This window comes from Nocardioides sp. (assembly GCF_044226305.1).
GTDB lineage: Bacteria > Actinomycetota > Actinomycetes > Propionibacteriales > Nocardioidaceae > Nocardioides.
Genome location: NZ_JBGAHF010000018.1, coordinates 1 through 20,412, shown reverse-complemented (window position 1 = coordinate 20,412; position 20,412 = coordinate 1). Strand labels below are relative to the sequence as shown.

Here is a 20,412-nt window from a genome sequence, read left to right as displayed (position 1 = left end):
CGCTGCTACGTTCCGCCGCATGAGCGGATCACGTAGCCCCAAGGACTTCTTCCGACCCCTGGCCGTGGGTGCGCCGACGCCGGTGACCGAGATCCGGGCCCGGCCCAGCCGCGCGATCCACTTCTTCGACCCGAGCAACCCCAAGATGGCGGCGAAGATCCCCGACATGGTCGGCACCGTCGACGTGCTGCTCGGCAACCTCGAGGACGCCATCAAGGCCGACAACAAGGTCGCCGCGCGTGAGGGTCTGGTGAGGATCACGCAGGAGACCGACGGGCTCGGCGGGCCGGGAGCCTCCACCCAGCTGTGGACGCGGGTCAACTCCCTCGACAGCCCGTGGGCGCTCGACGACCTGACCACGCTGGTCCCGGCGATCGGCGACCGGCTCGACGTCGTCATGGTGCCGAAGGTCCAGGGCGCCGAGGACATCCACTACGTCGACCGGCTGCTCGCGCAGCTCGAGGCGAAGGCCGGCCTGGACCGCCCAATCCTGGTGCACGCGATCCTCGAGACCGCGCGCGGTGTCGCGAACGTCGAGGAGATCTGCGGCGCCAGTCCGCGCATGCAGGGCCTCTCGCTCGGCCCGGCCGACCTGGCCGCCGACCGGCGGATGAAGACCACCCGGGTCGGCGGCGGCCACCCCGGCTACCTGGTCCGGGAGGACCCGCCGCGCGAGGGCGGGATCGCCAACCTCGAGGCCAGCCGCGCGACGTACCAGCAGGACCTGTGGCACTACACGATCGCCCGGATGGTCGACGCCTGCGCGATGCACGGCATCTACCCCTACTACGGCCCGTTCGGTGACATCAGCGACGTCGTCGCGTGCGAGGACCAGTTCCGCAACGCGTTCCTGCTCGGCTGCGTCGGCACGTGGAGCCTGCACCCGAAGCAGATCGCGATCGCGAACAAGGTCTTCAGCCCGAGCGTCGAGGACGTCGCGCACGCGCGGCGCGTGGTGGCGGCGATGGGTGACGGCACCGGCGCGGTGATGCTCGACGGCAAGATGGAGGACGACGCCTCGCTGAAGCAGTGCCTGGTGATGGTGGAGCTCGCCGAGCAGCTCGCGGCGATCGATCCCGAGCTCAAGGCGGCCTACGACGCGATCGAGGTCGCCTGAGATGAGCGACTTCACCCCGTTGCGCAGCGTCCTCTACATGCCGAGCTCGAACGAGCGGGCGCTCGAGAAGGCCAAGGGCATCGCGTGCGACGCCCTGATTCTCGACCTCGAGGACGCCGTCGCGCCCGACGCGAAGCCGGCCGCCCGCGACGCGGCCTGCGCCGCGGCCGCGAGCGGCGAGTACGGCCGCCGTACCGTCACGATCCGGGTCAACGGGATCGGCACCGAGTGGCACGACGCCGACCTCGAGGCGGCCGCCCAGGCGGGACCGGCCGCCGTCGTGGTCCCCAAGGTCGGCAGCGCCGCCGAGGTCGCGCAGCTCGTCGACGCCCTCGAGCGGCACGGAGCCCCGGACCACACCACGCTGTGGGCGATGATCGAGACCCCGGTCGCGATCCTCGACGCGCTGGCGATCGCGCGCTCCTCGGAGCGGCTGAGCGCGTTCGTGATGGGCACCAACGACCTGGTCAAGGAGCTCTACGCCGAGCACGTTCCTGGCCGCGCGCCGATCCTGCCCAGCCTGCACACCGCCCTGCTCGCCGCCCGCGCCGCGGGCATCGCGATCCTCGACGGCGTCTACAACGACGTGAAGGACCTCGACGGCTTCCTCGCGGAGTGCCGGCAGGGTCGCGAGATGGGCTTCGACGGCAAGACCCTGATCCACCCGGGTCAGGTCGAGGGCGCCAACGAGGCCTTCGCCCCGAGCGAGCAGGCGATCGAGGACGCCCGCGGCCTGATCGCGGCGTTCGAGGCCGGTCAGGGCTCCGGGGTCGTCACCTACAACGGTCGGATGGTCGAGAACCTGCACGTCGAGTCGGCGCGCCGCACGCTCGCCATCGCCGAGGCGGTCGCCGCGCTGGGCGGCTGACCGCCGGTCCTCTCCCTCCGCCGCGGGCCGAGGTTTGCGGCGCCCACCGCACGGGGTACGCACGCCCACGAGCGGGGGCTTATGAGGGAGGAAGAACAACCATGGTGATTCTCGGACTGATCCTGCTGATCATCGGCCTGGTGGCGAGCATCCCGGTGCTCACCACCATCGGGGCGATCCTGCTGGTCGTCGGCCTGATCCTGAACCTGGTGCCGCTGGGCGGCACCCGGCGCAGGGTGTACTAGCCACCCCCGGCCGCGGGGCTCGACCTCGCACACCGCGCGACCGCACGGCCGCCGGCACGGACCGTCCTCGGGACGCCGTACCGGCGGCCGTCCGTCGTCCGGCAGCAGGATCAGTCGCGTCCGCGGCGCAGCTGCTCGTCGAGCCAGACCTTGACGCTGCCGAGCACGCCCGCCACGTCGTGGACGAGCTTGCCGAGCGCGTCCTGGCTCTGCTGGAAGGTCACCGTGTAGCTGCGCGCCGCCTCCGCCGCCGCGTCGGAGACCTTCGCGGTGGCGTCGTCCTGGCGCCGCGGATAGTCGCCGGACAGGATCGCGGTGTAGTCACCCGAGTCCACCCAGCGACGCAGCTCGGTCGCGCGGACGACGAGGAACGGGTGCGACCGGTTCTCGATGAGGAGCAGCTTGAGCACCGAGTCGCGCAGGTCGGAGTCGTCGTACTCCTGGCCCTGCGCGAAGAACGACGTCGCGTCGAGGTCCTCGAGGTGGCCGCCGCTGGCCAGCTGCAGGTGGACGCGGGTCGCGGTCGCCGGGTCCTGGGTGGCCAGCAGTCCGGCGCGGTCGGCGGAGAGCTCGGCCTTGCGCGACCACTCGTAGAGGGCGGCCATGATCGCGCGGAGGCCCAGGGTGCCGCCGGGTACGGCGGCCAGGACCCCGCTGAGCACGATCATCCGCTGCAGCAGGGTCTGGTACAGCGCGTGGCCGCTCATCGCGTGGCCCAGCTCGTGGCCGATCACGAAGCGCAGCTCGTCCTCGTCGAGCAGGTCGACCAGGCCGGAGTTGAGCACGATGAACGGCTTGTTCATGCCGATCGTCAGCGCGCCCGGCACCGGGTTGGTGATCACGTAGAGCTCGGGCAGCTCCGGCGCGTCGAGGGTCCGGCCGACCTCGCCGAGCAGCCGGTGCAGCCGGCTGAACTGGCGCTCGTCGGCGCGCACCGCGGAGCCGAGGAACACCAGGCGCACCGCACGCTCGTTGAAGAGCCCCGACAGCGCCTTGAGCAGCGTGTCGAAGCCCTTGAGCTTGCGCAGCGCCACCAGGGCGCCGCGGTCCGCCGGGTGCTCCCACGCGCGGGAGCTGATGTCGGTGAGCGTGGCACGGGACCGAGCCGGCGGGGTCGTCACGCGGTCACTGTTTCACGGGCCGTGGGTCGCCGGGGCTAGGAGCCGTTCCCCGCCTCGAGCTCCTCGACCGCCTGGTCGAAGGCCCGGCCGGCCGCCCGCCACGGCCCCGAGGGGCCGCCCTCCTCCGCCAGCCCCAGCAGGTGCGGGGTCAGGTCGGCGCTGAACCCCTCGCTGGCCTCGCGCGGGAGCAGCGAGGGCAGGTTGTCGATGGCGATGACCTCCAGCGGCGCGGTGCCGTGCTCCGCGGAGCCGTCGTGCAGGTGCCGGACCGGCTCCTGCCACGTGGTGATCTCGGTGTTCACCGGGAGCATGTTGGTGGGGCCGGTGACGTCGCACGTCACGTCCGCGAGCACCCGCAGCCGCCGCTCGTGCTCGAGGTCGGCCTGCTCCACGAACGGCGGGGTCGGGGTGTGCGTGACCACGCAGTTGACCAGCAGGTCGTGGCCGAGGAGTGCCTGCTTGTGCAGGTCCCGGGTCTCCTGGCGGTCCCACCGGGTGATCGGCACGCTGGCGGTCACCAGGGCCCGCTGGGCTCCGCGACCGGACCGCCCACGAGCCCCGGTCACCAGCCCCAGCAGCAGGTCGGCGCCGTTCTTGCCCGCGTGCTCCAGCTCCCCGTCCAGCTCGTGCTTGGCCATCGGGGCGAGCGGCGCGACCAACCGCCCGGCCAGGTGCAGCACACCGAGCGCGGCACCGACGTAGCCGGCCCAGTAGCCGAACGCGACGACGCGCTTGCCGTCGGTGTCGGTGAGGTACTCGATGTCGAACAACCGGCCGCCGCCGCGGTGGAACCGCTCCAGGGTGCGCCGGGCGTCCTCCTGGCCCTTGAACGCGTGGGCGAAGTAGATGTGCTGGTGGCGCAGCGACGCCGGCTCGTCCGGGAGCTCCTTGATGCCGAGGACGTAGGCGTCGTGGGGCGCGTCGATCCAGGTGCCCTCGCCCGCGACGGACGCCCCGGCCGCGGCGTACTCCTCGATGTCGAAGATGCGTTGCGGCGACTCCTCGACCGTCACCTCGAAGCCGGCGTCCAGCAACATCGGGACGTCGGCGGGCACGACGGGCGCTCGTCGTTCGGTGCCTCGGGACTCGGACCGGATCCACACGTGGACGGGCTGCATGGGCTCAGGATGCCATCGTCGGCCGTGCCCCTAGGCTCTGGCCCGTGGGAGCGCGGTTCGGGTTCGGGTTCGTCGAGGTGTCTGCGTTCGGGGTCGCCGTCGGCGTGTCCGCGTCGGCCGTGAACGCTGTCGGTCTCCCGACGGCGCGGTTCGCCGGCTACCTCCTGAACTCGGGATGGCTGTGGGCGTCGGTCGCGGTCGCCGCCGGGTGGTGGACGGGGACCCGAGGACGCGGAGCCGTCGCCGGGCCGCTTGCCCTCCTGGCGACGACAGGGGCGTACTACGCCACGGACTCGGTGGTCCGCGGAGAGTCCATGACGTCGTACTGGTACGAGATGCGCGTCTGGTTCGTCGCCAGCATCGTGGTCGGCTCGGTCCTCGGCATCGTGGGCGCGAGCGCCCGCCGGCCCGGGCTCTGGGGACTCCTCGCGCGGCTGGCCGTCCCGGTCGGCGCGGCCGTCGAGATGGTCTGGCTCCCCAGGTGGGACCACCGGTTCGGCCTCGACCCCGCCCTGGACCTGGCGCGGATCCTGGTGTGGGTCGCGAGCGCGCTGTGCATGGTCGTCCTGGCGCGGACGACTCTCGAGCGCAGGACCGAGGGAACTCGCTGACGTCGGCGTCTCCCGTCGGGCTCCTCGCCCGGGGCGGCGCCCCCGGCCGCACTAGTGTTCGCGCATGCCGCTCGCCCTGGTCACCGGAGCCGGCCGCGCCAACAGCATCGCGGCGGGCATCGCGCCGCGCCTGGTCGCGGACGGCTGGGACGTGGCGACCAGCGACCTGGCGGACGTCGACTACCCGTGCGACCTGGCGACCCCCGAGGGCCCGCAGGCCCTGGTGGACGCGGTCGTCCGGGACCGCGGCGCGATCAGCGCCCTGGTCCTCAGCCACGCCCACGACGAGCCGACCGGGATCCTCGACACGACGGCGACCGGCTTCGACCAGCACGTCGCCGTCAACGCCCGCGCGAGCCTGCTCCTGATCGCGGCCTTCGCCCGCCAGGTCCCGCCCGACGGCGGGGCGATCGTCGCGCTCACGAGCGACGGCACCACGGGCAACGTCCCGTACGGCGCCTCCAAGGGCGCCCTCGACCGGATCGTGATCGCCGCGGCCCGCGAGCTCGGCCCGGCCGGGATCTCCGCCAACGCCGTGAACCCCGGCCCGGTCGACACCGGGTGGATGGACGACGACGTCCGAGGCGCGGTCCGGGACCGCCAGCCGCGCGGGCGCATCGGCGAGCCCTCGGACATCGCCGGCGTCGTCGCGTTCCTCGTCTCCGAGCCCGGCCGCTGGGTGTCGGGACAGCTGCTGCACGTCGACGGCGGCTTCTCAGCGCGCTTCTGACGACCCCGTGGCCGGCTCGTGGGTCGCCGCCACAGTTTCACCATGGTCTGTCGGTGAACCCTCACTTCCCACGGCGGGCACGGCATGGGAAGTGCAGGTTCACCTGGGTCCCATGGTGAACCGCCACCGCCCACCGCCACCGCCACCGTTACCGCCACCGCCGCCGACCTGAGCGGTGTCGGCCGCAACCCGAGACGACCCGCAACTCGACGACACCGACCCCCGAGACGACCCGCAACCCGCCGACACCGATCCTCAGCCCCCTCAGCCCTCGGACATCGGGACCCGCACGCCGCGCTCGTGGGCGACCTCGACGGCCCGGTCGTAGCCGGCGTCGACGTGCCGGATGACGCCCATGCCCGGGTCGTTGGTGAGCACCCGCTCGATCTTCTCGGCGGCCAGGGCGGTGCCGTCGGCGACGCAGACCTGGCCGGCGTGCAGCGACCGGCCCATGCCGACGCCGCCGCCGTGGTGGAACGACACCCAGGTGGCGCCGGACGCCGTGTTGACGAGCGCGTTGAGGATCGCCCAGTCGGCGATCGCGTCGGAGCCGTCGAGCATCGACTCGGTCTCGCGGTACGGCGACGCGACCGACCCGCAGTCGAGGTGGTCGCGCCCGATGACGATGGGCGCCTTCAGCTCGCCGCTCGCCACCATCTCGTTGAACATGAGGCCGGCCAGGTGCCGCTCGCCGTACCCGAGCCAGCAGATCCGCGCGGGCAGGCCCTGGAAGTGCACCCGCTCGCCGGCCATCGTGATCCACTTCCGCAGCCGCTCGTTCTCGGGGAACAGCTCGAGGATCGCCCGGTCGGTCGCCGCGATGTCGGCCGGGTCACCGGACAGGGCGGCCCACCGGAACGGGCCCTTGCCCTCGCAGAACAGCGGCCGGATGTAGGCCGGCACGAAGCCGGGGAACTCGAAGGCGCGCTCGTAGCCGCCCTTGCGGGCCTCGTCGCGGATCGAGTTGCCGTAGTCGAAGACCTCGGCGCCGCGGTCCTGGAACTCCACCATCGCCCGCACGTGCACGGCCATCGAGGCCTGCGCCTCCTTGGTGAACCCGGCAGGGTCGGCGGTACGACGCTGCTCCCACTCCTCGAACGGCACGCCGATCGGCAGGTAGGCCAGCGGGTCGTGCGCGGAGGTCTGGTCGGTCACGATGTCGATCGGGGCACCCATCTCGAGCAGCGCGGGGACCATCTCCGCCGCGTTGCCCAGCACGCCGATCGAGAGCGGCCGGCGCTCGTCGCGGGCGGCGACCGCCATGGTCACGGCCTCCTCCAGGGAGGTCGCCTCGACGTCGAGGTAGCGGTGCTCGATACGGCGCTGGATCCGGGACTCGTCGCACTCGATGCAGATCGCCACGCCGTCGTTCATCGTGACGGCCAGCGGCTGCGCGCCACCCATGCCGCCGAGGCCGGCCGTCAGCGTGATCGTCCCGGCGAGCGTGCCGCCGAACCGCTTGTCCGCGACCGCGGCGAAGGTCTCGAAGGTGCCCTGGAGGATCCCCTGGGTGCCGATGTAGATCCACGAGCCGGCGGTCATCTGGCCGTACATCGTGAGGCCGAGGTCCTCGAGCCGGCGGAACTCCTCCCAGTTGGCCCAGTCGCCGACCAGGTTGGAGTTCGCGATCAGCACCCGTGGCGCCCACTCGTGGGTCCGCATCACGCCGACCGGCTTGCCGGACTGCACGAGCATCGTCTCGTCGTCGCCCAGCGTCCGGAGCGTGCGCACCAGGGCGTCGTAGGCCTCCCACGAGCGGGCCGCACGCCCGGTGCCGCCGTACACGACGAGGTCCTCGGGGCGCTCGGCGACCTCGGGGTCGAGGTTGTTCATCAGCATCCGCAGCGGCGCCTCGGTCTGCCAGGACCGGGCGGTCAGGTCGGTGCCGTGCGCGGCGTGGATCGGCAGACGGGGGTTGGTGGGCTGGCTGGTCATCGAAGTGCTCCGATCACGGACTCGGCGGCGGACAGGACGGCGCCCGACGCGACCAGGCCGACGGCGGCCTCGATCTCGGGCGAGAGGTAGCGGTCGGGTCCGGGGCCCGCGACGCCGGAGGAGCGCAGCAGCGCGACGACGGCGCCGGTCGCGGGGGACGGCTCGAGGGGGGCGCGGAGGTCCAGCGCTCGCGCGGCGGTGAGCACCTCGATCGCGACCACCCGGGTGAGGCCGTCGACGGCCCGGCGCAGCTTGCGCGCGGCCGACCACCCCATCGAGACGTGGTCCTCCTGCATCGCGCTCGAGGGGATCGAGTCGACCGACGCCGGCACCGCGAGCCGCTTCATCTCGGAGACGACGGCGGCCTGCGTGTACTGGGCGATCATGTGCCCGCTGTCCACCCCCGGGTCGTCGGCGAGGAACGGCGGCAGCCCGTGGTTGCGGGCCTTGTCGAGGAAGCGGTCGGTCCGCCGCTCGCTGATCGAGGCCACGTCGGCGGCGACGATCGCGAGGAAGTCGAGCACGTAGGCCACGGGGGCGCCGTGGAAGTTGCCGTTGCTCTCGAGCCGTCCCTCGGCCGGGAGCACCACCGGGTTGTCGACGGCCGCCGCGAGCTCGCGGCCGGCGACGGTCGCGGCGTGCTCGACGGTGTCGCGGGCCGCACCGTGCACCTGGGGCGAGCAGCGCAGCGAGTAGGCGTCCTGCACCCGGTTGCAGTCCGGGCCGCGGTGCGAGGCCACGACGCCGGAGCCGTCGAGCAGCGCGACCAGGTTGGCCGCGGAGGCCGCCTGCCCCGGGTGCGGGCGCAGGGCCTGGAGCTCGGGCGCGAAGACCCGGTCCGTCCCGAGCTGGGCCTCGACCGACATCGCGGCCGCGACGTCGGCGGTGCGCAGCAGCATCCGCAGGTCCTCGATCGCGAGGACGAGCATCCCGAGCATGCCGTCGGTGCCGTTGATCAGGGCCAGGCCCTCCTTGGCGGCCAGCTCGACCGGGACGAGGCCGGCGGCGGCCAGCGCGTCGGCGGCCGGCCGGAGCGTCCCCTCGGCGTCGCGCACCTCGCCCTCGCCCATCAGCGCGAGCGCGCAGTGCGCGAGCGGCGCGAGGTCGCCGGAGCAGCCGAGCGAGCCGTACTCGCGCACCACCGGCGTGATGCCGTGGGCGAGGAGCCCGGCCAGCAGCTCCGCGGTCTCCGGCCGTACGCCGGTGTGGCCGGTCGCCAGCGTCGAGAGCCGCAGCAGCATCAGCGCGCGCACGACCTCGCGCTCGACCTCGGGCCCGGACCCGGCCGCGTGCGAGCGGACCAGCGAGCGCTGCAGCTGGGCGCGCAGCTCGGTGGGGATGTGCCGGGTCGCCAGCGCACCGAACCCGGTGGAGACGCCGTAGGTCGGCCGCTCGCCGGCGGCGAGCTCCTCGACCACCTCCCGGGCCCGCACGACGGCGGCGCGGGCGTCCTCGCCCAGCACCACGGGTGCGCCGTCGCGGGCCACCGCCAGCAGCTCCTCGAACGTCACGGGCCCGGTCCCGACCACCACGGATTCCATGTCCGCCATCCTCGCCGCGCCCGCCGGACCCGACCAGACCACCAGCGACCTCGCTGTCCGAGATCCGAGACATCCTCCCCGGGGGCATAACCCCTGCTCACGCCGCGCGTTTGACCGTGGACAGGCCTGGGCATTCGCCTGCCAGGAGTGGTGCCGGGGACTCGTGGGAGGCGCCACCACACCATTGGGAGAGGGACCAGATGAACCGACGTACGTCCAGCCGAGCCGCCACCCGATCGCGGGTCGCGCCCGCACTGGCGGCGCTCCTCGGAGCGGCGCTCGTGACCACCACCGTCCTGCCCGCCGCGTCGGCGACGACGGCGCCCGCGCCGCGAGCGCAGGCCGGCGGCTCCGACATCGCCCTCAAGGCCGGCGCCTACGGCACCCGCCTCACCGGCGGCCAGGTCCCGGCCGGCTCCGGCATGACCGCCTTCTCGGTCATCGGCTGCTCGACCGTTCCCGGCGTCTCGCACCACAACGAGGTCGCCGAGGCGAACCTGCCGAGCGCCGGCACCGTCTCCGGCGTCACCACCCGCGTGTGGGCGACCAAGTCCGGCGGCGCCATGCACTCCTACGCCCGCAGCACCACCGCCGAGGTCGTGCTGGCCGACTCGCCGCTCGGCAGCGTCAGCATCCGCGCCGTCACGTCGCTCTCGCACGCCTGGCACGACGCCAGCGGCTTCCACTCCAAGACCACCTCGAGCGTCGGCAAGATCGTGTTCACCCCGCCGGTCGGCGACCCGCAGGTGCTCGACATCCCGACGCCGGGACAGCCCGTCGAGATCCCGGGCCTCGCCCGGATCTCCGTGGGCGAGTCCCACGACCGCTCGAACAGCACGGGCGCCACCGCCTGGGGCGTCGCCCTGCGGGTCAAGGTCATCCCCTCCGAGACCGAGCTCTACGTCTCGCGCAGCAAGGCGCAGGCGCTCTCCGGCGTCAAGCACGGCCGGTTCGGCGGCTACTCCGCCGGCACCGAGGCCGAGATCCTCGGCGGCGTGCTCGTCAGCGGCCGCAACCCGGTCTCGCTGATGCCGTGCCAGGGCACCAACGGCAAGACCCTCGGCAAGGACGACGCCGACGTGAACCTGGGAGGCGGCCTCCACGCCGAGGCGGTCAGCTCCAAGGAGTGGGCCAAGCGGTACGCCGACCACAGCAAGGCGTGGGAGCAGGGCTCGATCGCCGGGCTCGACCTCGGCGACGGCGCGCTGGTGATCGACGCGGTCGTCGGCAAGGCGACGGTGGTCCGCAAGGCCGGCGGCGGCCTGGTGCGCAGCACCGCCGGCACCAGGATCGGCTCGATCACGGCGAACGGCGAGCCGCAGGAGCTCCCGCTCGACCAGACCCTCGAGATCCCGGGTGTCGCCAAGCTCGACCCGAAGGTCGTCTCGAAGATCCCCGGCGGCCTGAAGGTCATCGCACTGCAGATCACGCTGCTCGACGGCAGCGGCGCGGTCATCGACCTCGGGGTGGCCAAGACCTCCATCCGGCACTGAGCGCCTGACGCACGCATCCCGCCTCGGGTGGTGTCCGGTCTCACCGGCCACCACCCGAGACGCGTCGGCGTCCGGAGCACGCGAGGGCGTTGACTGGGCCGGGTGACCTCGACCCTCGCCCCGACGCCCACGGTCGGCGCCGCACGCCGCTGGGCGATGCTGGCGGCGAGCACGCTGGCCCAGGCGGCCACCGCGGTCATGGTCCACGGACCGGCGTTCCTGATCCCGGCCCTGCACGCCCAGGGCATGAGCCTGCCGCGCGCGGGCCTGGTGGCGGCCGCGCCGACCGTCGGCGTGATGCTGACCCTCGTCGCCTGGGGCGCGGTCACCGACCGTCGCGGCGAGCGGTTCGTGCTGCTCACCGGCCTGGCCGGCACCACGGTCGCCGGGCTCGCCTCCGTCCTGGCCGGCGGTACGGCGGCGCTCGCCGCCGCGCTCTTCCTCGCCGGCGCCGCTGCGGCGAGCACGAACGCCGCCAGCGGGCGGGTGGTCGTCGGCTGGTTCCCGCCCGAGCGGCGGGGGCTGGCGATGGGCGTCCGGCAGATGGCCCAGCCGGTCGGTGTCGGGATCGCCGCGGTCTCGATCGCCGCGATCGCCGCGACCAGCGGCGTCCCGGCCGCGCTCGTGGTCCCCACGATCACGTGCGCCCTGGCCGCGGTCGTCGTCCTGGCCGTCGTGGTGGACCCGCCGCGTCCCCAGCACCGCGACGCCGAGAGCGCCGCCAACCCCTACCGCCAGGACTCCTACCTGGCCCGGATCCACGCGGTCTCGGTGCTCCTTGTGGTGCCCCAGTTCCTCGTGTGGACGTTCTCCCTGGTCTGGCTGGTGCAGGACCGCGGCTGGGCGCCGGCCGCGGCGGGCGCCGTCGTCGCGGTCGCCCAGGTCGCGGGCGCGCTCGGCCGGATCGCGGTCGGGCACCTCTCCGACGTGGTCGGCAGCCGGATGCGGCCGCTGCGCTGGGTGGCGCTGGCCGCGGCCGGCACCCTCGCGTTCCTCGGCCTCGCGGCCGCGCTCGACCTGGCGGTCGCCGTGCTGCTGGTCGTGGTCGCCACCCTGGTCACGGTCGCCGACAACGGGCTGGCGTTCACCGCGGTCGCCGAGCGGGCCGGGCCGTTCTGGTCCGGCCGGGCGCTCGGCGTCCAGAACACCGCGCAGTTCCTCACCGCGTCCGTGGTCCCGCCGCTGGCGGGACTGACGGTGACCCACCTCGGGTACGCCGCGACGTTCGCCGTCGCGGCGGCGTTCCCCGTGCTCGCCGCGCCGCTGGTGCCGGTCCGCCGGGAGCGCTCCCTCTCCTGAGGCGTGCCGCCCGTGCGGTCGGGGTACGACGCCGGGTGGGGGACTCAACCAGGGAGGTCCGAATGACAACCAGCACCACCGTGATCGTGGTCCTCGTGATCCTTGTGGTCATCGCCATCGCCGTCGCGGCGTACCTGTCCGCGAAGCGGCGCAACGAGCAGCGCCGGCAGCAGGCCGAGCAGCTCCGCGTCCAGGCCCAGTCCCGCGCCGGGGAGGTCGACGCCGCCCGTCAGGACGCGGCGGCCGCCGAGGCACGTGCCGAGGCCGCCCGCGCGGAGGCCGAGCTCGCCGAGCAGCGCGCCGCGGAGGCGCGGCAGGGCATGCAGGTCGAGGAGGCCCGTCGGGAGGACACCCTCCGGGAGGCCGACGCCCTCGACCCGGACGTCGACCACCGGTCCGCGGACTACCAGCCCGGCACCACCGCCGCGCAGCCCGGGACCACCGCGGCCGAGCCCGGCACCACCGCCGCGCAGCCCGGCACCACCGGACGGCACGTCGACACGCCGTAGGGCCGCGGCCGGGGCGACGCCCTCGACGGCGTCGCCCTAGCCTCTGCTCCATGAGCCAGGTGCCCGCAGCGACCCGCGCGCTGCGGGTGCTGCGGTTCCTGGCGGGTCAGCCCGACCCGGTCCCGCTCGACCGGATCATGCGCGCGTGCGACCTGCCCCGCAGCACGACGTACCACCTGCTGCACGCGATGATGGCCGAGGGCTTCGTCGTGCACCTGGTCGACGAGCACCGCTTCGGGCTCGGCCCGGCGGCCTTCGAGATCGGCAGCGGCTACGCCCGCCAGGAGCCGCTGCAGCGGATCGCGCGCCGTCCGCTGGCCGACCTCGTCGACCGCGTCGGCCAGTCGGCGCACCTCGCGATCCTGCACGGGCGGGAGGTGCTCTACGTCATCGAGGAGCGGGCGCCGGGCCGTCCGCCGCTGGTGACCGACGTCGGCGTCCGGCTGCCCGCGCACCTGACCGCCAGCGGCCGTGCCGTGCTGGCCCGGCTGCCGGCACGCCAGGTGCGGGCGCTCTACCCCGGAGCGGCGGAGTTCGTCGACCGGCACGGCCTGGGGCCGCGCACCCCCAGCCAGCTGCGCGCCCTGCTGTCCGACACCCGCCGGCGGGGGTACGCCGTCGAGGACGGCGAGGTGACGCCCGGGCTCGCCAGCGTGGCGGTCGCGGTGCTCGACCACAACGAGCACCCGGTCGCCGCGGTCGCGGTCACCTACCCCGACCACGCCGACGCCGCGGCCCTGCCCGAGGCCGTCCGCGCGACCGCCGACCGGCTCAGCCGCCGGATCGGGGGCGCGCCCACATCGTGACAATCCGGTCGACCCGGTGGCGACGGTCGGGCACGATGTCGCCCGTGACCTCGCCCGTGACCTCGCTCGTGACGCAGCTCGGCATCCTTCCGCCTCCGGTCGCCTGACCGGAGCCGCCGCCCGCTCGCTGGGCCCGGCGTGCTCCCGACCTCCCACCGTCGGTCCGCCTCCAGGAGCACCCTCATGCCCTCATCCCCCTCCGGGTCCGCCCGGCTGGGTCTCGCCCAGATCTGTGTCGCCGGCGTCCTCTGGGGCACCGGCGGCCTCGCGGTGCGCGTCCTCCGCGACGCCGAGCCGTTGTCGGTCGTCACGATCAGCGCCTGGCGGATGCTCATCGGTGCGGTCTTCCTGCTGGTCGTGGTGGCAGTCCTCCGGCAGACCGGGGCCCTGCGTGAGCTGCTCCGGCGCCGGCCGGCCCGGGTGGTCACGGTCGGGGTCGCGACCGCGGCGTACCAGGCGCTCTACTTCGCCGGCGTGGTCGCGGTCGGCGTCACCGTGTCGACCGTCGTGAGCCTCGGCCTGGCCCCGGTCGTGGTCACCGTCGTCGAGAGCGTCCAGCGCCGGAAGGGCCCCGATGCGACGCACCTGGTGGTGCTGGCCGCGGCCCTGGCCGGGCTGGTCCTGGTGAGCGCCTCCGCGGGGTCGGCGGGCGGCCCCCACCCCGTCCTCGGCGTGCTCGCCTCGATCGGCTCGGGCACGGCGTACGCCCTGACGACGCTCGTGGGGCGGTCCATCGCCGGCAGCACCCCACCACTCAGCCTCGCGACCGCGAGCACCGCGGTCGGGGCGGTCGCGCTGGCGCCCCTCGCGCTCGTCACCGGCGTCGGCGGGCCGGCGCTCACCGACCCGGTCGTGAGCGGCACGCTGGTGTACCTCGGGGTGCTGACCATGGCGATCGCCTACCTGCTCTTCTACGCCGGCCTCCGCACCGCCCCCGGCAGCTCCGCGGTCATCGCCACCCTGCTCGAGCCGCTGACCGCCGCCGTCCTCGCCGCGGTCGTCCTCGGCGAGCGGCTCGGGGCGGCCGGCGTCGTGGGCGGGGTGCTGATCCTGGCCGCCGTCGCCGGGCTCGGCCGCCGGCCGGTCGTCCCGCCGGGCTAGCGGGGAGGCGAAGCGGACCCGCTGATGGTGGTCGAGCAAGCCGCGCGACCGGCGTGTCGTGACCCGGTCCGGACCGGGCGTACGGCCCGCGTCCGCGGGGAAGCATCACCCCGTCCGACTCCGGTCGTTGGACAGCAGAGCCGTCGCGAAGGAGTCCCAGGTGAACGAGCGAACCCCCGTCCGCCGGGTCGTCTGCACGGTGCTGGCCGCCGCCACCGTGGTCGCGGTCGCCATCTCCCTCGGCGGTGCGGCCGGGCAGCGGTCCGGCGGCCTCGGCCAGCGCTACGCGTTCGCCCAGCGCGCCCTCGCCTCCGTCGCGACCGACAAGAACGCGATCTCCCGGGCCGGCGACCTCGGCGGCATCACCCGCGACCCGACCACCGCGGCCGACAAGGCCGCCGCCGCCCGGTACGTCGCGCAGGAGCGGGCGCTCCCCGACCCCCCGCTCACCTCGGTGCCGGTGATGGAGAAGCGCCGGCTGCACCCGCAGGACCGCTACGCGCTCGGGAACGGCTGCTACACCCTCACCGCCGGCGGCGAGCCGCTGTTCTTCAAGCCGACCGACCTCGGCAGCTACCTCCTCTACGACGCCGACCGTCGCTTCGTGGTCGCGAGCGGCGACCGGCCCGACACCCCGAGCGCCGACACCGTGTGGCGGATCTCCCGCGCGGGCAGCGGGCGCTACTCGTTCCGCAACGCGACCGGGACCCTCGTGGTCGACGGCGCCCGGGTCTTCCGGCCGACCCGGACGACCGGCTGCACGGCGTACCCGGAGTCCCAGATCGACGTCCGCGGACGCCCGCACGCCGGGGTGACCCCGTTCCAGGAGGTGCGCGGGTACGTCGACGCCCACACCCACGGCATGGCCTTCGAGTTCCTCGGCGGCGACGCCCACTGCGGCAAGCCCTGGGACCAGTACGGCGCGCCGTACGCGCTCGTGGACTGCCCCGACCACAGCGCGACCGGCGGGTACGGCGGGGTGCTGGAGTCCGTGCTCTCCGGGCAGCCGCACCACGACCCGGTGGGCTGGCCGACGTTCAAGGACTGGCCGGCACCGGACTCGCTGACCCACGAGGGCACCTACTACCGCTGGCTCGAGCGCTCCTGGCGCGGCGGGCAGCGGCTCTTCGTCAACCTCCTGGTCGAGAACGACCAGCTGTGCAAGATCTACCCGATCAAGCACAACTCCTGCGACGACATGGACTCGATCCGCCTGCAGGCGCACGACATGTACGCGATGCAGGACTACATCGACGCGCAGTTCGGCGGCCCGGGCAAGGGCTTCTACCGCATCGTCCGCGACCCGTGGCAGGCCCGGAAGGTGATCAACGCCGGGAAGATGGCGGTGGTCATGGGCATCGAGACCAGCGTGCCGTTCGGCTGCACCATGAAGCTCGACGTGCCCCAGTGCGACCTCGAGGACATCGACCGCCAGCTCGACGAGGTGCACCGCCTGGGGGTGCGGCAGATGGAGCTGGTCAACAAGTTCGACAACGCGCTCTCCGGCGTCGCCGGCGACAACGGCGAGGTCGGCGTCGCGGTCAACGCGGCCAACTTCCTCGAGACCGGATCGTTCTGGGACATGCGGCACTGCGACCCCGCCGACGGGGAGTCCCACGACAAGGACCAGGTCGCCGCGCCGGAGATCTCGCCCGAGCAGCAGGACGCCCTCTTCGGCGCGATCGGCGAGCTCTTCGGCACCGTGCACGCGGCGCTCCCGGTCTACGGGCCGCCCCACCACTGCAACGCCCGCGGGCTGACCACGCTCGGCGAGTACACGATCCGGGGTCTCGCGAAGCGGCACATGCTCTTCGACCCCGACCACATGAGCGTCAAGGCCCGCACCGCCGCGCTCGACCAGATCGATGCGATGGGCTACCACGGCGTGCTGTCGAGCCACTCCTGGTCGACGCCGGACGCCTACCCGCGGATCTACGAGGAGGGCGGGTTCATCGCGCCGTACGCCGGCGACTCGACCGGCTTCGTCGAGAAGTGGAAGGCGCACGTCGGGTGGGCGGACCCGCGCTACTACTGGGGCATCGGCTACGGCGCCGACATGAACGGCCTCGGCGCCCAGGGCGACCCCCGCGGCGCCGACGTGCCCGACCCGGTCACCTACCCGTTCCGCGGGCTCGGCGGCGTCACGATCGAGCAGCAGCACGCCGGTGAGCGGGTCTACGACATCAACACCGACGGCGTCGCGCAGTACGGCCTCTACCCGGACTGGATCCAGGACCTCACGAAGGTCGCGGAGTCGGAGCAGGCCGGCGACGGCGCGAAGATCCAGGACGACATGGAGCGCGGCGCGGAGGCCTACCTGCAGATGTGGGAGCGGGCCGAGGGCATCGCCCCGGACTCCTGCCGCAACCCGGACCTGCGCGAGCCGGTCGGCGTGGTCCAGCGCCTGGTGCGCACCGGGATGACGACCAAGCAGGTGATGACGGCGGTCGGCCAGCCCTACGAGCGGCTGGGCTCGACGTATGCCTTCTGCGCGCGCACCGCGGCCGACCCGAAGGTGATGGTCACGGTGCGGTTCTCACCCGCCGGCCGGGTCCTCGGCCTGCGTCTCGGCTGACAAGTTACCAACCGGTAGGATCCTTCTCACACCCTCGCCGGGACTGACGACGCCCGCCTCCGGCAATAGGCTCGCTGAACGTGCCGCGAGCGGCCACCGACACCAACTTCCGACAGGGAGCTCCTTGTGACTGCAGTGCTGATCCTGGGGATCGTGATGACCGCGATCGCCCTCCCGATCGCCGGGAAGCGGGTCTGGTTCCTCTTCCGGCTCATCAGCGGCGGTCAGCCCGCCCCGGACCGGGTGGAGGGCGTCACCGGACGCCTGGGCCGGGCGGTGAAGACCGAGCTCGTCGAGGTCTTCGGCCAGCGCAAGCTGCTCAAGTGGACGGTGCCCGGCACGGCGCACTTCTTCGTCATGTGGGCCTTCTTCATCCTCGCGACGGTCTACGTCGAGGCCTACGCCGTCCTGGTGTCGCGCGACCCGGAGTGGAACTGGTTCATCTTCGGCAACTGGGCCCTGCTCGGCTTCCTGCAGGACTTCATCGGCGTCATGTGCCTGCTCGGCCTGGTGGTGTTCTGGGCCATCCGGCTGCGCAACCAGCCGAAGCAGATGGGCCGCAAGTCGCGCTTCTTCGGCTCGCACCTCGGCCCGGCGTACTTCACGCTGTTCATGATCTTCAACGTCCTCTGGACGATGTTCCTCTTCCGCGGCGCGGTCGAGGCCAGCGCCCAGGCCTCGGGGAGCGAGAGCGGCTACGGCCAGGCCGCGTTCGTCTCGTACGGGCTCGGGCAGGTCCTGCCCGACAGCACCGCGCTGATCGGCATCGGCCTGCTGCTGCACATCGGCGTGATGCTGGTGTTCCTCATCTTCGTGCTGAACTCCAAGCACCTGCACATCTTCGTGGCGCCGATCAACGTGCTCTTCTCCCGACGCCCGGTCGCCCTGGGCGCCGTGAAGCCGCTGATCTCCGACGGCAAGCCGGTCACCCTCGACGACATCGACGACCTCGACGAGGACGCCAAGCTCGGGGTCGGCGCCGTCGAGGACTTCACCTGGAAGGGCCTCCTCGACTTCGCGACCTGCACCGAGTGCGGCCGTTGCCAGTCGCAGTGCCCCGCGTGGAACACCGAGAAGCCGCTGTCGCCGAAGCTGATGATCATGGCGCTGCGCGACGCGTCGTTCGCGAAGGCGCCGTACCTCCTCGCCGACGAGGACAAGCGCGCCGGGCTGCTCGAGGGCAGCGACACGCTCACCAAGGAGGTCGAGCGGCCGCTGGTCGGCGACACCGGTGACGACTGGTTCTACATGCCCGAGAACGGCGCGGGCGTCATCGACCCCGACGTCCTCTGGTCCTGCGTCACCTGCGGCGCGTGCGTCAACCAGTGCCCGGTCGACATCGAGCACGTCGACCACATCGTCGACATGCGCCGCTACCAGGTGCTCGTGGAGTCGAACTTCCCCAGCGAGCTCAACCAGCTCTTCCGCGGCCTCGAGAACAACGGCAACCCGTGGAACATGTCCCCCAACGCCCGGATGGACTGGGCGAAGGGCCTCGACTTCGAGGTGAAGGTCGTCGGGGAGAGCATCGAGTCCCTCGACGAGGTCGAGTGGCTGTTCTGGGTCGGCTGCGCCGGCGCGTACGAGGACCGGGCGAAGAAGACCACCCGCGCGGTCGCCGAGCTCCTCGACATGGCCGGCGTCAGCTTCGGCGTGCTCGGCAACGGCGAGACCTGCACCGGTGACTCCGCCCGCCGGGCCGGCAACGAGTTCGTGTTCCAGGGCCTCGCCCAGCAGAACGTCGAGACGTTCAAGGAGCACAAGGTCAAGAAGGTCGTCTCGACCTGCGCCCACTGCTTCAACACCCTCAAGAACGAGTACAAGGAGTTCGGGATCGAGCTGGAGGTCGTGCACCACACCCAGCTGCTGAACCGGCTCGTCCGCGAGGGCAAGCTGACCCCCGTCGCCGACGGGGCCGGCGCCCACCAGCGGTCGATCACCTACCACGACCCCTGCTACATCGGCCGCCACAACGGCGTCTACACGCCCCCGCGCGAGCTGCTCCAGGTGCTCCCCGGCGCCGAGTTCGTCGAGATGGAGCGCAACTCCGAGCGGTCCTTCTGCTGCGGCGCCGGTGGCGCCCGCATGTGGATGGAGGAGAACATCGGCGAGCGGATCAACGTCAACCGCACGGTCGAGGCGGTCGGCACCGGCGCCGACCAGATCGCGGTCGGCTGCCCGTTCTGCCGGGTGATGCTCTCCGACGGGCTCACCGCCCAGCAGGACAAGGGCGAGGCCCGCGCCGAGGTCGAGGTGCTCGACGTCGCGCAGATGCTGCTTGCCTCGGTCAAGGGTGAGATGGCGACCCGCTACGCCCCCGGCTCGGGCGGCGCCGCCGCGCCGGCCGCACGGTCCACCGAGACCAAGGCCGAGCCCGAGGCCGGCGACGAGACGCAGACCGCGGACACGGTCACCGAGACCGCGGACGTCGGCCCGGCGGCCCAGGCCTCCGGTGGGTCCTCGCTGTTCGACACCCCGGCCGACACCGAGCCGGAGACCGCTGCGGAGGACACGACCGTCGCCGAGGAGGCGCAGGCCGCCGAGCCCGCGTCGTCGGGCGGGTCGCTCTTCGACCTCGGCGGGGACACCGAGCCGGCCTCCGAGCCGGCCGCGCCCGAGCCGAAGCCCGAGGCGAAGGCCGAGCCGGCCCCCTCGTCCGGCGGGTCGCTGTTCGACATCGCCGCCGACGAGCCGGCGCCGGCCGCCTCGCAGGCGGAGCCCGAGGCGACGCCGGAACCCGCGGCGGAGGCGAAGGCCGCGCCCGCGCCCGCGCCCGACCTGGGCTCCGGCGGGTCGCTGTTCGACATCGCCACCCCCGAGCCGAGCCCGGCCCCGGAGCCGACGGCCGAGCCCGCTGCTGCGGCACCGGCCGAGGAGCCGGAGGCACCGGCAGCGCCGGAGCCGGCCGCGCAGGTCGACCTGGGGTCGGGCGGGTCGCTGTTCGACATCGCCGCCCCCGAGCCGGCCGCCGCGGCACCCGCCGCGACTCCTGCTGCGACGGAGGCCGAGGCGGAGCCCGAGCCGGAGCCGGAGCCGACCACGGGTGCGGCCGATGACAGCAAGCCGGACCCGACGGCGCTGAGTGCGGCGGCCACCGCCGCCGCGAGCGACGACGGCTCGGCCGAGCCCGAGCCCGAGGCAGCGGCGGAGCCGACGCCCGAGCCGGAGGCGGCAGCGGAGCCGACGCCCGAGCCGGAGGCGGCAGCGGAGCCCGAGGAGAAGAAGCCGTCGACGTCCGACGGCCCGGCCCACCAGCCGAAGACGGACGTCGACATCAACCAGTCCGGGTCGCTCTTCGACCTCTGAGCCTCGCAAGGCACGACCACCGGGTCGTGTGCCTCAG

General features: G+C 73.3%; 16 protein-coding genes. 12 read left to right on the top strand and 4 right to left on the bottom strand.

Going from position 1 to position 20,412, the window contains the following annotated elements:
- The first annotated feature begins 19 nt into the window (after nucleotides 1-19).
- The 3 genes from ACILQ5_RS16945 to ACILQ5_RS16935 all read left to right on the top strand — a co-directional run bounded on the left by ACILQ5_RS16945 (nucleotide 20) and on the right by ACILQ5_RS16935 (nucleotide 2,230).
- Complete coding sequence (locus ACILQ5_RS16945) at nucleotides 20-1,117, top strand: HpcH/HpaI aldolase/citrate lyase family protein (protein ID WP_395659203.1); 1,098 nt, start codon at nucleotides 20-22, stop codon at nucleotides 1,115-1,117.
- A gap of 1 nt (nucleotide 1,118) precedes the next feature.
- Nucleotides 1,119-1,985 carry an HpcH/HpaI aldolase/citrate lyase family protein gene (locus ACILQ5_RS16940; RefSeq protein ID WP_395659202.1) on the top strand — a complete coding sequence of 289 codons (867 nt, stop codon included), beginning with the start codon at nucleotides 1,119-1,121 and terminating at the stop codon, nucleotides 1,983-1,985.
- 101 nt (nucleotides 1,986-2,086) lie between these two features.
- Nucleotides 2,087-2,230, top strand: a complete 144-nt coding sequence (locus ACILQ5_RS16935; RefSeq protein WP_395659201.1) for a hypothetical protein — start codon at nucleotides 2,087-2,089, stop codon at nucleotides 2,228-2,230.
- A 110-nt stretch (nucleotides 2,231-2,340) separates the two neighbouring features.
- On the opposite strand, the gene ACILQ5_RS16930 is transcribed toward ACILQ5_RS16935, so the two are convergent.
- Both ACILQ5_RS16930 and ACILQ5_RS16925 read right to left on the bottom strand, forming a co-directional pair.
- Nucleotides 2,341-3,351, bottom strand: a complete 1,011-nt coding sequence (locus ACILQ5_RS16930) for a M48 family metallopeptidase (RefSeq protein WP_395659200.1) — start codon at nucleotides 3,349-3,351, stop codon at nucleotides 2,341-2,343.
- Between the two features lie 35 nt (nucleotides 3,352-3,386).
- Complete coding sequence (locus ACILQ5_RS16925; protein ID WP_395659199.1) at nucleotides 3,387-4,469, bottom strand: saccharopine dehydrogenase; 1,083 nt, start codon at nucleotides 4,467-4,469, stop codon at nucleotides 3,387-3,389.
- A 44-nt stretch (nucleotides 4,470-4,513) separates the two neighbouring features.
- Between ACILQ5_RS16925 and ACILQ5_RS16920 the strand changes: the two genes are divergently transcribed.
- On the top strand, nucleotides 4,514-5,080 hold the full coding sequence (locus ACILQ5_RS16920) for a hypothetical protein (RefSeq protein WP_395659198.1): 567 nt from the start codon (nucleotides 4,514-4,516) through the stop codon (nucleotides 5,078-5,080).
- Between the two features lie 64 nt (nucleotides 5,081-5,144).
- Nucleotides 5,145-5,810 carry an SDR family oxidoreductase gene (locus ACILQ5_RS16915; RefSeq protein WP_395659197.1) on the top strand — a complete coding sequence of 222 codons (666 nt, stop codon included), beginning with the start codon at nucleotides 5,145-5,147 and terminating at the stop codon, nucleotides 5,808-5,810.
- 264 nt (nucleotides 5,811-6,074) lie between these two features.
- Here the strand turns inward: ACILQ5_RS16915 and hutU are convergent, their stop codons facing one another.
- Together hutU and hutH are read right to left on the bottom strand one after the other, a co-directional pair.
- On the bottom strand, nucleotides 6,075-7,745 hold the full coding sequence (gene hutU, locus ACILQ5_RS16910) for a urocanate hydratase (RefSeq protein WP_395659196.1): 1,671 nt from the start codon (nucleotides 7,743-7,745) through the stop codon (nucleotides 6,075-6,077).
- Nucleotides 7,742-9,286 (bottom strand): histidine ammonia-lyase, encoded by a 1,545-nt coding sequence (gene hutH / locus ACILQ5_RS16905; RefSeq protein ID WP_395659195.1) that lies wholly within the window; start codon nucleotides 9,284-9,286, stop codon nucleotides 7,742-7,744. The genes hutU and hutH overlap by 4 nt, the downstream gene beginning before the upstream one ends.
- A gap of 200 nt (nucleotides 9,287-9,486) precedes the next feature.
- On the opposite strand from hutH, the gene ACILQ5_RS16900 reads away from it, so the two are divergent.
- The 7 genes from ACILQ5_RS16900 (at nucleotide 9,487) to ACILQ5_RS16870 (ending at nucleotide 20,375) form a co-directional block, all read left to right on the top strand.
- The gene (locus ACILQ5_RS16900; protein WP_395659194.1) at nucleotides 9,487-10,779 is read left to right on the top strand and encodes a choice-of-anchor P family protein; all 1,293 of its coding nucleotides are present in this window, start codon (nucleotides 9,487-9,489) and stop codon (nucleotides 10,777-10,779) included.
- Between the two features lie 102 nt (nucleotides 10,780-10,881).
- Nucleotides 10,882-12,078 carry an MFS transporter gene (locus tag ACILQ5_RS16895; protein WP_395659193.1) on the top strand — a complete coding sequence of 399 codons (1,197 nt, stop codon included), beginning with the start codon at nucleotides 10,882-10,884 and terminating at the stop codon, nucleotides 12,076-12,078.
- Nucleotides 12,079-12,140: 62 nt separating this feature from the next.
- A complete protein-coding gene (locus ACILQ5_RS16890; protein ID WP_395659192.1) occupies nucleotides 12,141-12,587 on the top strand; it encodes a hypothetical protein in 447 nt (148 codons plus the stop codon).
- Nucleotides 12,588-12,637: 50 nt separating this feature from the next.
- Nucleotides 12,638-13,393, top strand: coding sequence for an IclR family transcriptional regulator (locus ACILQ5_RS16885; protein ID WP_395659191.1), 756 nt, complete (start codon nucleotides 12,638-12,640; stop codon nucleotides 13,391-13,393).
- Between the two features lie 183 nt (nucleotides 13,394-13,576).
- Nucleotides 13,577-14,494 carry a DMT family transporter gene (locus ACILQ5_RS16880; protein ID WP_395659190.1) on the top strand — a complete coding sequence of 306 codons (918 nt, stop codon included), beginning with the start codon at nucleotides 13,577-13,579 and terminating at the stop codon, nucleotides 14,492-14,494.
- A gap of 160 nt (nucleotides 14,495-14,654) precedes the next feature.
- A complete protein-coding gene (locus ACILQ5_RS16875) occupies nucleotides 14,655-17,069 on the top strand; it encodes a hypothetical protein (RefSeq protein ID WP_395659189.1) in 2,415 nt (804 codons plus the stop codon).
- Nucleotides 17,070-17,195: 126 nt separating this feature from the next.
- Complete coding sequence (locus ACILQ5_RS16870; RefSeq protein WP_395659188.1) at nucleotides 17,196-20,375, top strand: heterodisulfide reductase-related iron-sulfur binding cluster; 3,180 nt, start codon at nucleotides 17,196-17,198, stop codon at nucleotides 20,373-20,375.
- Nucleotides 20,376-20,412 lie beyond the last annotated feature (37 nt).

What these genes read in the sequence shown, in the direction of transcription:
- ACILQ5_RS16945 (WP_395659203.1), top strand. Translation starts at nt 20, where the DNA reads ATGAGCGGATCACGTAGCCCCAAGGACTTCTTCCGACCCCTGGCCGTG.
- ACILQ5_RS16940 (WP_395659202.1), top strand. Translation starts at nt 1,119, where the DNA reads ATGAGCGACTTCACCCCGTTGCGCAGCGTCCTCTACATGCCGAGCTCG.
- ACILQ5_RS16935 (WP_395659201.1), top strand. Translation starts at nt 2,087, where the DNA reads ATGGTGATTCTCGGACTGATCCTGCTGATCATCGGCCTGGTGGCGAGC.
- ACILQ5_RS16925 (WP_395659199.1), bottom strand. Translation starts at nt 4,469, where the DNA reads ATGCAGCCCGTCCACGTGTGGATCCGGTCCGAGTCCCGAGGCACCGAA.
- ACILQ5_RS16915 (WP_395659197.1), top strand. Translation starts at nt 5,145, where the DNA reads ATGCCGCTCGCCCTGGTCACCGGAGCCGGCCGCGCCAACAGCATCGCG.
- hutU (WP_395659196.1), bottom strand. Translation starts at nt 7,745, where the DNA reads ATGACCAGCCAGCCCACCAACCCCCGTCTGCCGATCCACGCCGCGCAC.
- hutH (WP_395659195.1), bottom strand. Translation starts at nt 9,286, where the DNA reads ATGGAATCCGTGGTGGTCGGGACCGGGCCCGTGACGTTCGAGGAGCTG.
- ACILQ5_RS16900 (WP_395659194.1), top strand. Translation starts at nt 9,487, where the DNA reads ATGAACCGACGTACGTCCAGCCGAGCCGCCACCCGATCGCGGGTCGCG.
- ACILQ5_RS16890 (WP_395659192.1), top strand. Translation starts at nt 12,141, where the DNA reads ATGACAACCAGCACCACCGTGATCGTGGTCCTCGTGATCCTTGTGGTC.
- ACILQ5_RS16885 (WP_395659191.1), top strand. Translation starts at nt 12,638, where the DNA reads ATGAGCCAGGTGCCCGCAGCGACCCGCGCGCTGCGGGTGCTGCGGTTC.
- ACILQ5_RS16880 (WP_395659190.1), top strand. Translation starts at nt 13,577, where the DNA reads ATGCCCTCATCCCCCTCCGGGTCCGCCCGGCTGGGTCTCGCCCAGATC.